The 12206-nt window shown below is 71.0% G+C and carries 12 protein-coding genes; 7 read left to right on the forward strand and 5 right to left on the reverse strand.

From position 1 onward, the window contains the following. Positions 1 to 23: 23 nt before the first annotated feature. Positions 24 to 713: a ribulose-phosphate 3-epimerase gene (rpe, locus tag GT347_RS11950; RefSeq protein ID WP_160552161.1), complete on the reverse strand. Its 690-nt coding sequence runs from the start codon at positions 711 to 713 to the stop codon at positions 24 to 26. Between the two features lie 66 nt (positions 714 to 779). Between rpe and apaG the strand changes: the two genes are divergently transcribed. Next, positions 780 to 1184 carry a Co2+/Mg2+ efflux protein ApaG gene (gene apaG / locus GT347_RS11955; RefSeq protein ID WP_160552162.1) on the forward strand — a complete coding sequence of 135 codons (405 nt, stop codon included), beginning with the start codon at positions 780 to 782 and terminating at the stop codon, positions 1182 to 1184. Continuing rightward, positions 1184 to 3238: a site-specific recombinase gene (locus GT347_RS11960; RefSeq protein ID WP_160552163.1), complete on the forward strand. Its 2055-nt coding sequence runs from the start codon at positions 1184 to 1186 to the stop codon at positions 3236 to 3238. Before apaG ends, GT347_RS11960 begins: the two co-directional genes overlap by 1 nt. 7 nt (positions 3239 to 3245) lie before the next feature. Here the strand turns inward: GT347_RS11960 and GT347_RS11965 are convergent, their stop codons facing one another. Together GT347_RS11965 and GT347_RS11970 are read right to left on the reverse strand one after the other, a co-directional pair. Further along, positions 3246 to 4481: a sensor domain-containing diguanylate cyclase gene (locus GT347_RS11965; RefSeq protein WP_160552164.1), complete on the reverse strand. Its 1236-nt coding sequence runs from the start codon at positions 4479 to 4481 to the stop codon at positions 3246 to 3248. Then, positions 4478 to 5023, reverse strand: coding sequence for a YfiR family protein (locus tag GT347_RS11970; RefSeq protein ID WP_160552165.1), 546 nt, complete (start codon positions 5021 to 5023; stop codon positions 4478 to 4480). Before GT347_RS11970 ends, GT347_RS11965 begins: the two co-directional genes overlap by 4 nt. Before the next feature lie 302 nt (positions 5024 to 5325). On the opposite strand from GT347_RS11970, the gene GT347_RS11975 reads away from it, so the two are divergent. Genes GT347_RS11975 through GT347_RS11985 form a run of 3 tightly spaced genes read left to right on the forward strand, consistent with a single transcriptional unit; the run spans position 5326 to position 8798 of the window. Then, positions 5326 to 6621, forward strand: coding sequence for a cation:proton antiporter domain-containing protein (locus tag GT347_RS11975; RefSeq protein WP_160552166.1), 1296 nt, complete (start codon positions 5326 to 5328; stop codon positions 6619 to 6621). Then, positions 6611 to 7732, forward strand: coding sequence for a YbdK family carboxylate-amine ligase (locus GT347_RS11980; protein ID WP_160552167.1), 1122 nt, complete (start codon positions 6611 to 6613; stop codon positions 7730 to 7732). The genes GT347_RS11975 and GT347_RS11980 overlap by 11 nt, the downstream gene beginning before the upstream one ends. 58 nt (positions 7733 to 7790) lie before the next feature. Next, a complete protein-coding gene (locus tag GT347_RS11985) occupies positions 7791 to 8798 on the forward strand; it encodes a tripartite tricarboxylate transporter substrate binding protein (protein ID WP_160552168.1) in 1008 nt (335 codons plus the stop codon). 10 nt (positions 8799 to 8808) lie between these two features. Here the strand turns inward: GT347_RS11985 and GT347_RS11990 are convergent, their stop codons facing one another. Then, on the reverse strand, positions 8809 to 9621 hold the full coding sequence (locus GT347_RS11990; protein WP_160552169.1) for a hypothetical protein: 813 nt from the start codon (positions 9619 to 9621) through the stop codon (positions 8809 to 8811). A 125-nt stretch (positions 9622 to 9746) separates the two neighbouring features. Between GT347_RS11990 and GT347_RS11995 the strand changes: the two genes are divergently transcribed. Both GT347_RS11995 and GT347_RS12000 read left to right on the forward strand, forming a co-directional pair. Further along, positions 9747 to 10346, forward strand: a complete 600-nt coding sequence (locus tag GT347_RS11995) for a hypothetical protein (protein ID WP_229722847.1) — start codon at positions 9747 to 9749, stop codon at positions 10344 to 10346. Then, positions 10336 to 11022, forward strand: a complete 687-nt coding sequence (locus tag GT347_RS12000) for a hypothetical protein (RefSeq protein WP_160552170.1) — start codon at positions 10336 to 10338, stop codon at positions 11020 to 11022. The genes GT347_RS11995 and GT347_RS12000 overlap by 11 nt, the downstream gene beginning before the upstream one ends. A gap of 45 nt (positions 11023 to 11067) precedes the next feature. On the opposite strand, the gene GT347_RS12005 is transcribed toward GT347_RS12000, so the two are convergent. Next, entirely contained in the window at positions 11068 to 12189 is a 1122-nt protein-coding gene (locus GT347_RS12005) for a DNA alkylation repair protein (protein ID WP_160552171.1), read from the reverse strand. Positions 12190 to 12206: the final 17 nt, after the last annotated feature.

Genomic DNA, 12206 nt, shown 5'->3' on the forward strand with positions numbered 1-12206 from the left:
GGGCCAGCCCTTTTTGCGATAGCTCAGCCGCGCAGCTGGGCGCGCATCGAATCGATCACGGCGCGGTAGTCGGGCTTGCCGAAGATGGCGCTGCCGGCCACGAAGGTGTCGGCTCCCGCGGCGGCCACGCGGGCGATGTTGTCGGGCTTGATGCCGCCGTCGACTTCCAGGCGGATGTCCTTGCCGCTGGCATCGATGCGCTTTCTCACCAGCTCGATCTTGCGCAGGGCCGAGTCGATGAAGCTCTGGCCGCCGAAGCCGGGGTTCACACTCATGATGAGGATCAGGTCCAGGTCCTCGATGGTCCAGTCCAGCACGTCGAGCGGCGTGCCGGGGTTGAACACCAGGCCGGCCTTGACGCCCTTGGAGCGGATCGCCTGCACGCTGCGGTGCACATGCTCGCTGGCCTCGGGATGGAAGCTGATGAAGTCGGCGCCTGCATCGGCGAAGGCCGCCGCCAGGGCATCGACCGGCTTGACCATCAGGTGCACATCGATCGGCACCGCCACGCCGTCGGGCGTCTTCGCATGCGGCTTGAGCGCCTGGCAGACCATGGGGCCGAAGGTCAGGTTGGGCACGTAATGGTTGTCCATCACATCGAAATGGATCCAGTCGGCGCCGGCGGCGACCACGCCGGACACCTCCTGGCCCAGGCGGGCGAAGTCGGCGGAGAGGATGGAGGGGGCGATGCGGTAGGTTCGGTCGGCGCTCATGGCCGCGATTCTCGCAGGAGTGGGGATGCTGACATGGCGCGCGGCGCCACGCACTAATATCGCCGGATGCCGAACTACCAGTTCACCGTGGCCGTCGCGCCGCAGTACCTCCCCGATCGCTCGGCCCCGGAAGACCAGCTCTTCGGGTTCGCCTACACCATCACCATCACCAATACCGGCGACATCGCCGCGCAGCTGATCGCGCGGCACTGGATCATCCGCGACTTCCAGGGCCGCAGCGAAGAGGTCAAGGGCCTGGGCGTGGTCGGCCAGCAGCCGCTGCTGCAGCCGGGCGAATCCTTCCGCTACACCAGCGGCTGCCAGCTGCGCGCCTCCAGCGGCACCATGCACGGCAGCTATTTCTGCGTGGCCGAGGACGCCCATCGCTTCGAGGTGCCGGTGCCCCTGTTCGTGCTGGAGGCCGATGCGCCGCCGGGCGCCGACGGCGGCGCCGCCCGCGTGCTGCACTGATGTCCAAGCGCGATCTGCAAAGCCTGCTCGACACCCTCGACCCGCAGGCCCCCCTGGCCGACCGCCACCTGTGGCTGATCGGCCTGTTCGAATGGATACGCGGCAAGAGCAGCAATCCGCAGGCCGCCGTCAGCCGGGTGCAGCTGCTGCTCGATGCGCTGGCCACCCAGCCGGCGGCGCGCCAGCGCCTGGTGCAGTGGTGGCGGGTGCTGCTGGAAAACGTGGACGTCACCTCGCTGCTGGCCGATTTCGGCTTCGCCCCGCGCACCGCCTTCTTCAGCGAATTCGCCGACCGCATGCGCAGGAAGCTGCTGCCGGCCAGCCCCGAGACCCGCGACGCCGCCGAGCTGTTCCCGCTGGTGCTGCCCGAGGCCTTCGATGCGCAGTGGATCGCCGCGCTCGACGAGCACCAGCTCGCCCGCATCGCCGCGCTGCTGGCGCCCGACGAGCTCGAAGGCGCCGACAGCGCGGCCTCCGCCCGGCCGGCCGCCAGCGCCTGGCAGCATCTGCTGCTCGACGCGATCACCTACTGCGCCGGCCAGGTGGTGGCCACCGGTTTCTCGCCCGAGCTGCGGCTGCGCATGGCGGATTCGGCCCAGCAGGCCCGGCCCTTCCAGGGCGTGATGATGGATGTGGAATGGCTGCGCCTGGAGGTGCTGCGCCGCCCGCGCGACGGCGAGGCGCTGGCCGCCGCCGTGCAGCAGCTGCGCGAGCGGCTCGATGCCTGCCGCCAGGCGGCCAACGGCGTCTATGCGCACCTGGAGGACAACGGCATCTCGGTCGGCCTGGTGTTCCGCCTGCGCCAGCTGCGCGCCCGCCTGCTGCGCATCCGCGAGCTGCTCGACTGCGTGCTCTCCGACAGCCCGCCGCAGGCCGGCGCCCGGCTGCTGGCGCGGCTGGTGCTGGTCGGCCAGGAGCGGCGCAGCGTGCGGGCGCTGGTCGCCGCCAACTCCTCGCTGCTGGCCGCCAAGGTGGCCGAACGCAGCGCCGAGACCGGCGAGCACTACATCACCCGCGACGCCGCCTCCTACCGCCGCATGCTGCGCCAAGCCGCCGGCGGCGGCGTGCTGACCGCCGGCACGGTGATCGGCAAATTCGGCATCGGCCTGCTGGGCTTGTCGGCCTTCTGGGGCGGCGTGTGGTCCAGCGCGCTCTATGGCGGCAGCTTCGTGCTGATCCAGTTGCTGCACTGCACCCTGGCCACCAAGCAGCCGGCCATGACCGCGCCGGCCATGGCGGCGCGGCTGCGGCAGATCGAGAACCAGGCCGGGGTGGAACGCTTCGTCGACGAGGTCACCCACCTGGTGCGCTCGCAGGTCGCCGCGGTGCTGGGCAATGTGCTGACCGTGTTCCCGGTGATGCTGCTGCTGGCCTGGGCCATCCAGGCAGTGGCGGGCGCGCCGCTGGTGCGGCCCGGCGAGGCGGCGCACACGCTGGCCTCGCTCAACGTGCTGGGCCCGACCGCCCTGTTCGCCGCCTTCACCGGCGTGCTGCTGTTCTGCGCCAGCATCGTCGCCGGCTGGGCCGAGAACTGGTTCGTGCTGCACCACCTGGAGTCGGCCATGCGTTTCAACCCGGCCATCATCCGGCTGCTGGGCCAGGCGCGGGCAGCGCGCTGGGCGCATTTCATGCGCGAGAACATCTCCGGCTTCGCCTCCAACATCTCGCTCGGCCTGATGCTGGGCATGGTGCCGCCCCTGCTGGGTTTCGTCGGCATCGGGCTGGAGGCGCGGCATGTCACGCTGTCCACCGGCCAGATCGCCGGCGCGGCCGTCACCTACGGCCTGGGCGTGGTGCACCTGAAGGCCTTCTGGCTGTGCATCGCGGCGATTCCGCTGATCGGCGCGCTGAACCTGACGGTGAGTTTCGCCCTGGCCTTCCAGGTGGCGCTGCGGGCGCAGAACGTGGGCAGCCCGGCACGGGCGCGCATCCGCGGCGCGATCTGGCGGCGGCTGCTGAAGCGGCCGCTGTCCTTCTTCCTGCCGGCGCGCGCAGACAAGGCGCCGCCGCCCTCCACCCTGCCGCCGGCCGACGACCGCATCGACCCGCGCTGAAACGCGCTCAGGCGCGTTTGGCGGCGTACATGGCGGCGTCGGCCTGGCGCATCAGGTCGGCGGCGTCGCGCGCATCCTCGGGATAGAAGGCCGTGCCTATGCTCACCGACACCCGCACGCTGGCGCCGCCGTGGAGCGCCAGGGGCTCGGCCATGCTGGCGAAGATGGCCTCGGCCACCCGGCGGGCGTCGTCGCGGCCGTGCAGGCCGTCGAGCAGCACGGCGAACTCGTCACCGCCCATGCGGGCCACCACGTCCTGCTCGCGCAGCGGGCGGCGGATGCGGCTGGCGATGGCCACCAGCACCAGATCGCCGGCTTCGTGGCCGTGGCGGTCGTTGATCTGCTTGAAGCCGTCGCCGTCCAGGAACATCACCGCCAGATGGCCGCCGCTGGCCTCGGCGCGGGCGATGGCGCCGGCCAGGCGCGATTCGAAGAAGCCGCGGTTGTGCAGCCCGGTCAGGCTGTCGGTGCTGGCCTGCAGGCTCAGGTGCGCGTTCTCCTGCTGCAGGCCTTGCTGGCGTGCCTGCAGCTCGGCCAGCAGGGCGTTGACGTCCTCGCCCAGTTCGTGGAATTCGGCGATGCGCGCGGCCGGCACCCGGCGGTCCAGGCTGCGCTCGATGCGGCCGGAACGCGCCACCGCCGTCAGCTCGCGCAGCGGCGCCAGGATCTTGCCCAGCACCCGCTGCATCGCCGAGGCCGCGGCCAGCGCGCTCAGCAACAGGCAGGCCAGGATGGCCGCCGCGCCGCCCAGCACGAAGCCCACCAGCCCGCCGCCGGCGCTGCGCAGCACCACCCGGCCTATCGTCACCCGGCCGTGGCGCACCGGCACCTCCACCGAAGGCGGCAGCAGCGCGGCGGCCAGATGCGCCTGCAGCCAGCTCCAGGGGGTGGCCGCGGGCCGGCTCCAGCGCACCAGCAGGCGGCCGTCCTCGTCGTAGACCCAGGCCTGCGACACGTCCTCGGCATCGACGATCAGCGCCACCGCCTCCGAGGCCGCCGCCTGGTCATGGAAGACGATGGCCGCCTCCAGCGTGTAGCTGACCGAGCGCGCCACCAGCTGCAGGTTGGCCGTCGTCTGGCTGCGCAGCACCAGGCCGCCGAAGAGGATCAGCAGGCAGCCGGCCAGCAGCACCGCCATGACGGCCACCGCCAGCAGGGCGCGGCGCAGCACCTGCTGCAGCGAGCGGCGCACCGGCGGGGTGGCCGGCGCGGCGCTTACGGGGGGCGTGGCCAGCAGCGTCATCGTCGGTGCTCCAGGTTGCGGCTGAGCTTGAGCAGCCCCGGCTCGACCCGCACGCCGCTCTGCGCCAGCGAGCGCAGGTCCACCTCGAAGCTGACGCCCGACAGGCGGATGTCCAGGCAGATCACGCTGGCGCCGCCGCAGCCGGCATGGCGCTCGCCGACGGTCAGCTCGGGCCGGCCGACGATGCGGCGCGCCACCTCGCGCTGCTCCTCGCGCGACATGCGGCCCAGGTAGAGCGCGTCGCAGTCGGCCGCCACATCCACCGGCGCCCGCTGGCGCACCAACACCTGCCGACCGCCGGCCTGCGCCACATGGCGGGTGGTCAGCAGGGCATCGGCATACAGCGTGCTGCCCACCACGCACAGCCGCACCCGGGACGGATCGCCCGGCCAGTGCGCGAAGCTGAGGATGCCCAGCGTGGTCGCCGCCACCGCATGCGCGGTGCGCTCCTGCTCGGTGGCGTCCAGCGGCGCCGGATGCGGCAAGGCCTCGGCCAGCACCGAGAAGCCGGCCACGGCCGCCAGCACCACGCAGGCCGGCATGGCGGCGGCCAGGCGGCGCCGCGAAGGCCCGGCGGATGGGGTCGACCCTGGTCCACGACAGTGCATGAAATGGCAAGCTCCTCGACAACCATGTCCGATCACGCCGCTGCGGCAGCCCGCAAGCGTTAAAGTGCGTCGCCTGACGCCACGGGCCCAGGACCTGCCACGGCCGGTCCGGCGCCCGTCTCTTCCCTGCCTCTCGCATGGCCTTCGCGCCACCGGCCCCCGGTGCGCGGCGGCTGCGTTCAGCGGCCGCGACCGGCCCCTGGCCCTCGCCCCGTGCCCAGCGCCTCTTGCACCCCATGAACGACCTCGTCACCGTCTGGATCGAATGGCTCCGGCCCTCGATCGGCCTCACCACCGTCCAATGGTCGCTGCTGCTGGCGGCCGCCTCGGCCATCGGCTATTTGCTGCACCGCTTCACCGGCCTGCCCAAGGTCATGGGATATGCGCTCGCCGGCAGTGTCGCCGGCTTCGCGGGCTTCGGAAGCGCCGCGCCATGGCCCCTTCGGGGCAATGGCCTGTTCCTGCTGGAGCTGGGCATCGCCGTCGTCCTGTTCGAGGCCGGCGGCCGGGTGCCGCTGCGCTGGTTCCGCCACAACCCCATGGTGCTGGTGCAGAGCGTGGCCGAATCGGCGCTGACCTATGCGGCCGTCGCCCTGGCGCTGCACTGGATGGGCCTGCGCCCGGCCGTCTACGGCCCGCTGGCGATGGTGGCGGTGGCCGCCTCGCCGGCCGTGCTGGCGCGGGTGGCGGCCGATGCCGGCGCCAGCGGCCCGGTGACCGACCGTGCCATGGTGCTGGCCACGCTCAGCACCCTGTACGCGCTGGCCATCGGCACCGCCCAGGCCGAGCTGCTGGCGCGCGAGGAGCTGCGCCTGCTGGCCACCATCGGCCCCGCGGCGCTGGTGCTGGGCCTGTCGGTGGCGGTGGGCGCGGCCCTGGCGCTGGCGCTGCGGCTGGCGCTGCGGGTGATGAGCCCGGCCAGCGAGAACACCTCCATCCTGCTGCTGGCGCTGATCGCCGCGGCCGCCGGCATCGCCTCGCACCTGGGCGGCTCGGCGCCGCTGGCCGCGCTGCTCGGCGGCATGCTGCTCAAGCAGTTCGCGCCGCGGCCCTGGTCCTGGCCGCGCCAGCTGGGCAGCGCGGCATCGCTCTTGACCATGCTGATGTTCGTGCTGGTGTCGGTGGTCACCGCGCGGGCCGACTGGCACCTGTCGGCCCTGCTGCTGGTGGCCGTGCTGGTGGGCGCCCGCGCCGTCGCCAAGATCGGCGGCGTGGTGCTGGGCAAGGTGGGCAGCGGCATCAACTGGCGCCAGGCCTGGTGGGTGGGCTGCGCGCTGACGCCCATGTCCTCGATCGCCCTGCTGGTCGCCTCGCAATACGCCCAGGTGCCCGGCGCCGCCTCGCGCCAGATGAGCGGCATCGCCCTGCCCGCCATCCTGGTGCTGGAACTGCTGGGCGGGGTGCTGGCCACGGTGGCCCTGCACCGGGCGCGCGAGGCCTCGCATCCCTGGCTGCCGCGCCGGGCCGGACGACCGCCGCAGGCCGCGCCCGCGCCGCTGCCCGCCGACGCAGGAGACGACCATGGCGCTTGAAGCCTTCACCCCTTCGAAAGCCCTGACGCTGGGCGTGGAGCTGGAGCTGCAGCTGGTCAACACCCACGACTACGACCTGGCCCCCTACGCCGAGAACATGCTGCGCCTGATGCGCGCCCACAAGCTGCCCGGCAGCGTGGTGCCGGAGATGACCTCGAGCATGATCGAGATCTCCACCGGCATCTGCCAGGATGCGGGCCAGGTGCTGGACGAACTCTCCACCATCCGCGACGCCCTGGTGCGCAGCGCCGACAAGCTCAACATCGCGGTGGCCGGCGGCGGCACCCATCCCTTCCAGGTCTGGCACGAGCAGCGCATCTACGACCGGCCGCGTTTCCGCGAGCTGTCGGCGCTGTACGGCTACCTGACCAAGCAGTTCACCATCTTCGGCCAGCATGTGCACATCGGCTGCCCGGACGCGGATGCCGCCCTGCTGATGCTGCACCGCATGTCGCGCTACATACCGCACTTCATCGCGCTGTCGGCTTCCAGCCCCTATGTGCAGGGGCAGGACACCCAGTTCGATTCCGCGCGCCTGAACTCGGTGGCTGCCTTCCCGCTGGCCGGCCGCGCGCCCTTCCACCTGGACTGGGCCGACTTCGAGAAATTCTTCGCCAAGATGGCGCGCACCGGCGTGGTCGGCGACATGAAGGATTTCTACTGGGACATCCGGCCCAAACCCAGCTTCGGCACCATCGAGATCCGCGTCTTCGACACCCCGCTCACCATCGAGCGCGCCGCGGCGCTCGCCGGCTACGTGCAGGCCCTGGGCGCCTGGTTCCTGGCCGAGCAGCCCTTCATGCCGGACGAGGACGACTACCTCGTCTACAGCACCAACCGCTTCCACGCCTGCCGCTTCGGTCTGGACGGCAACTACGTGGACCCGGGCAGCGGCGACCACATGCCGCTGCGCGACCACATCCTGCTGACCCTGCACCGCATCGGCCGCCATGCGCAAGGCCCCGGCGGCGAAGCCGCCCTGCACCTGCTGCGCGCCAGCGTGGCCGAGGGCATGAACGACGCCCACTGGCTGCGCCGCTGCCAGCAGCAGGAGCAGCTGCTGGCCGAGACCACCCGGCAGGCGACCCGGCTGTTCCGGGGGGCGCGCTAGGCGCGTGCCGCTGGCCTGGGGCTTGCTTCGTTCCCCGATCCCCTTCACAGGAACTCCGATGACCCAGATCGTTCGTCTCCTGCGCCGGCGCCTGCCGCCGCCCACCCTGCTGCTGCTGGCGCTGTGCAGCCTGCTGCCCCTGCCCGGCAGGGCCGCGGAACCGGCCGCCTGGCCCACACGCGCCATCCGCATCGTCGTGCCCTTCCCGGCCGGTGGTTATGCCGACAACCTGGCGCGCGTCATCGCGACGGACATGTCGAACACCTTCGGCCAGCCCGTGCTGGTGGACAACCGCCCCGGCGCCGGCGGCAACATCGGTGCCGACCTGGTGGCCAAGAGCGCGCCCGACGGCTACACGGTGGTCATGGGCACCATCGGCACCCATGCCGTCAACCCCTGGATATATCCCAGGATGCCCTTCAACGCGGCCACCGATTTCGCGCCGGTCGCCTTCGTGGCCGATGCCGAGAGCGTGCTGGTGGTGAACCCCGCCGTGCCGGCGCGCTCGGTGCAGGAACTCATCGCCCTGGCCCGGGCCAGGCCGGGCGACCTGACCTTCGCCTCGGGCGGCCCGGGCACCACCGGCCATCTGGCGGGCGAGCTGTTCAAGGCGGTGACACACACCTTCATCACCCACATCCCCTACAAAGGCAATGTGCCGGCGCTGACCGATCTGGTGGCGGGCCAGGTCTCGCTCTCCTTCGCCACCCTGCAACCCGCCCTGCCCTTCATCACCGCCGGCAAGCTGATCCCGCTGGCCACCCTGGGCACCAGCCGGGCGGCGGCCCTGCCCGCGGTGCCGACGCTGGCAGAAGCCGGCCTGAAGAACTTCGAGGTGCGCAACTGGACCGGCATGCTCGCGCCCGCCGGCACGCCCGCCGCCATCACCCAGAAGCTGGCCCAGGAGGTGGACAAGGCCCTGAGCGCCCCCGCCGTGCGCCAGACGATGGCCGCGCAGGGCCTGAGCTACACCAAGATGGGGCCGGAAGCCTTCGGCCAGTTCATCCAGTCCGAGTCCGCGAAATGGGCCGCCGTCGTGAAGGCCGCCAACGTGAAGGCGGACTGAAGCTGCGGCCCTAATTTGCCGCCATGTCGGGAAAGCGCCAGTAGAGCTGCTGCAGCACATAACGCAGCGGCTGCACCGCCCCGCCGAAGGGCCCGTGGCCGGGATAGGGCTGGGCCAGGGTGCGGCCGGGCACGATGTCCAGCGGATCGCTCAGCTGCAGGCTGCCGTTGCCGGGGTCGAGCAGCATCTGCAGGTCGATGATGCGCAGGCCCAGCACCTCCATGTGCCAGAGGATGAGCCGCAGGTCCCGCACCGTGTTGCGGGTGACGTAGGGCGACTGCAGGAACTTCGCCAGCATCTCCGGCTGCCAGACGATGCCCGGCTTGATCATGCCCATGCGGCGCGGCATGAGCATGGCCGAATGGCCGCGATAGTGGCCGGTGGAGACGATGTCGGCCACCGGAAAGCCCTGCTGCGCCAGCCAGGCCAGGCGCGCCAGCTCGGCGGGGATCTGGCGGCCGTGGATCGACTTCTCGATCAGCAGCACGAGGCCCGAGCTGCGCCCGTCCGGCCGCAGCACCTCGTGCGCGTTCTTGAAGGAACCCTCGGCGAAGACCGGGCCCAGCAGCAGCCCGCCGTAGTCGATGCCCTGCGGCAGCCGCAGCAGGCGCTCGCCGGCGCCGGTTTGCCGGGCTTGCAACGGTGGGCGGAATTCGGCTGCCGGCGTCGGCTCGTCCTGCCAGGAGGGCTCGGCAAGCTCCGCCAGTTCGGCCCGCACGGACGGCGCCAGCACCGCGGCCTTGGCGGCGGACGCCAGGCGGCCGGTGACGCGGCCCCAGATGCGCCTGGGTTCCGAAAGAGAAAGCGGTTGGTGGGGCAACATTCCGGCGATCAGAGTCAGGAAACCGCGCATGCTCCCGCAGTCGAGGCCGCAGGGCGACGGCGTTGGCGAAACGGCCGTCCCTGGGGACGAATCGGCACGGCAGGGGCCAGATCACGAAACTTGCCGTGGACGGCAAAATCCTCGATATTCGCAATTCACGAATAGCGAATACCGCCTCCATGGAACTGAAGCCCCAAGACCTGCTGGTGCTCTTGAAGGTGGCAGCCCACCCTCCCCAGCGCTGGACCTACGTCGCGCTGGGCGGGGCACTCAACATGAGCGCATCCGAAACCCACGCGTGCGTGAAACGGGCCGTGGCATCCGGCCTGGCCCTTGCGCCCTCACGTTCCGAATGGTCGCCGATCCGGCCGAACCTGCTGGAATTCATGCTGTACGGCGTGCGATACGTCTGGCCAGCCCCCTTGGGCCCGGTCAAGCGTGGTGTGCCGACCGCATTCGGTGCGGAGCCACTGGCCAGTCAGCTGACTGCCGCGGCCGGCGAGGCGCCAGTGTGGGCGCACCCCGACGGCAAGACCAAAGGGCCGACACTTCCCCCTCTGTATCGCACGGCGCCACACGCGGCACTGACCGACCCGGCCCTGCATCGGCTTCTGGCCCTGCTCGATGCCCTGCGCACCGGCCGGGCGCGCGAGCGCAATCTGGCCGCCAAGCTGATGGAAATCGAACTGATGCAGCCACGAGCCGGGGTGCCTGATGCGAGCTGACGACCCCAATCTTCCGCTGCTGCGCCAGATCGCCGCGGCATTGGGTGAACTGCGTGAACAAGTGGTCTTTGTCGGGGGCTCGGTCGCAGGCCTGCTGGTGACGGACCCCTTGGCGGCCCCCGTACGTGCCACCCGCGACGTGGATGCGGTGGTGCACGCCAGCAGGGCCATGTTCCATCGCATCGAGGAGGCAGTCGCTCAGCGCGGATTTGCTCGCGACATACACAGCGGCGTGATCTGCCGCTGGGTGCACAAGAGCTCGGGCGTGCTGTTCGACCTGATGCCTGTAGCGCCGGAAGTGCTGGGATTCTCCAACCGCTGGTATGCCTACGCGGTCGAAACCGCCGAGCCTTTGGAACTGGGGCCGGACATCTGCATTCGGCTGGTGAGTGCCGTGGCCTTCGTGGCGACAAAGCTGGAAGCTTTCGCCGGCCGCGGTGCGGGCGACTACCTGAGCAGCCACGACATTGAAGACGTGCTCAACATCGTCGATGGCCGTGAGGAGTTGGCAAACGAGATGAGCACGGCCCCCGCCGAGCTTCGGCAATCCGTAGGTGAGGCGTTCCAGAGGCTGCTGGCGGACCCAAACTTCGCGAACGTTCTGCCGGGCATGCTGGCCGAGCCGGAACGAGCCGAACTGGTTCTGCAACGCCTCAAGCTCATGCGACATCGATGAAGGCCGATCGATACACCTTGCGGCGCCGGCAGCCGGCTACCTGGTTCAGCGCGCCAGATCGAAGAAGGACTGCGCCAGCCTCTGCCCGTTGACCATCAGCTCCACCGCATGCCGGCCCGGATGGTGGGTGCGGGTGCTGAAGTCGCGCACCACCTGGCGTTTGTCCAGCGCCAGCGACTGGCCGGCGGCCAGCTCCACCGTCTTCCACTTGAACACCTTGGGCGAGGCGTGGCCGGCCGCCTTCACGTAGTGGATGGCGTAGTCGATCACCAGGCGCTGGGGCGCCGCCGAATTCGACTGCAGGCGCAGCTGCATCGCCAGCGTGTCGCCCAGCCGCAGGGCGCGCGGCGAGACCTCGAAGCGGACGCCCGCCACCAGCGGCGCGGCACCGGCGCCGACGATGGCCAGCGCCCGCCGGTCGCCCTGCTTGATCAGGTTGCGCAGCGCATGGCGGGCCACCCAGGCGCAGCGGGCGTCGTCCAGCGGCCAGGCCTCGATGCGCTCCATCACCCAGTCGGGGAACAGCTTGGCGATGTCGTTCAAATGGTTGGCGACCGACTTGCGCACATAGGCGCTGGGGTCGGCGCGCAGGGCCTGCAGGATGGGCTCGGCCATCGAGGGATCGGCCATCAGCACCGGCAGGCGCGCCGCCCAGGGCAGGCGCGGGCGGCTGCCTTCGCTGGCCAGGCGGCGTACATGGTCGTCGGGGTCCTCAGCCCATAGGCGCAGGGTCTTCAGGGTGCGCTGCGGGTCGCGCAGCAGGAAGGCGCGGATCGCGAATTCGGCGGAGCCGAAGGGGGTGAGGAACTTCAGGGTGTCCAGCGACAGGTCGAAGTCGTCCAGGCCGTACAGCGCCACGTAGTCGCCCAGCGCCAGGGTGGCGAAGCTGCTGTCGAATCGCGGCGCCAGCTGCCGCAGCACCTCGGTGTTGGCGCGGAAGTCGCCGGGCAGGGCGGCATGCAGGCTGGTCGAGACGCGGCGCAGGCGCTGCATCAGCGAGAGGGCATCCAGGCCGTCGTGGCATAGCGCCAGGAAGCGGTCGGCGTCGAAGGCCGGGCAGACGGCCGTCGCCTCGCGGGCGATGGATTGCAGGCGGGCGCGGTCGAAGATGTGCTTGAGCGCGGCGGGGTCGTCGAGGGCGGCTTCGGTGGCGGCTTCGGTGTTCATGGGCCCCGAGGCTATCC

The sequence above is a fragment of the Xylophilus rhododendri genome (assembly GCF_009906855.1).
Lineage (GTDB): Bacteria > Pseudomonadota > Gammaproteobacteria > Burkholderiales > Burkholderiaceae_C > Xylophilus > Xylophilus rhododendri.

Bases quoted from the DNA above. Each gene is read 5' to 3' on its own strand.
- rpe (WP_160552161.1), bottom strand. From the start codon at position 713: ATGAGCGCCGACCGAACCTACCGCATCGCCCCCTCCATCCTCTCCGCC.
- apaG (WP_160552162.1), top strand. From the start codon at position 780: ATGCCGAACTACCAGTTCACCGTGGCCGTCGCGCCGCAGTACCTCCCC.
- GT347_RS11960 (WP_160552163.1), top strand. From the start codon at position 1,184: ATGTCCAAGCGCGATCTGCAAAGCCTGCTCGACACCCTCGACCCGCAG.
- GT347_RS11965 (WP_160552164.1), bottom strand. From the start codon at position 4,481: ATGACGCTGCTGGCCACGCCCCCCGTAAGCGCCGCGCCGGCCACCCCG.
- GT347_RS11970 (WP_160552165.1), bottom strand. From the start codon at position 5,023: ATGCCGGCCTGCGTGGTGCTGGCGGCCGTGGCCGGCTTCTCGGTGCTG.
- GT347_RS11975 (WP_160552166.1), top strand. From the start codon at position 5,326: ATGAACGACCTCGTCACCGTCTGGATCGAATGGCTCCGGCCCTCGATC.
- GT347_RS11980 (WP_160552167.1), top strand. From the start codon at position 6,611: ATGGCGCTTGAAGCCTTCACCCCTTCGAAAGCCCTGACGCTGGGCGTG.
- GT347_RS11985 (WP_160552168.1), top strand. From the start codon at position 7,791: ATGACCCAGATCGTTCGTCTCCTGCGCCGGCGCCTGCCGCCGCCCACC.
- GT347_RS11990 (WP_160552169.1), bottom strand. From the start codon at position 9,621: ATGTTGCCCCACCAACCGCTTTCTCTTTCGGAACCCAGGCGCATCTGG.
- GT347_RS12000 (WP_160552170.1), top strand. From the start codon at position 10,336: ATGCGAGCTGACGACCCCAATCTTCCGCTGCTGCGCCAGATCGCCGCG.
- GT347_RS12005 (WP_160552171.1), bottom strand. From the start codon at position 12,189: ATGAACACCGAAGCCGCCACCGAAGCCGCCCTCGACGACCCCGCCGCG.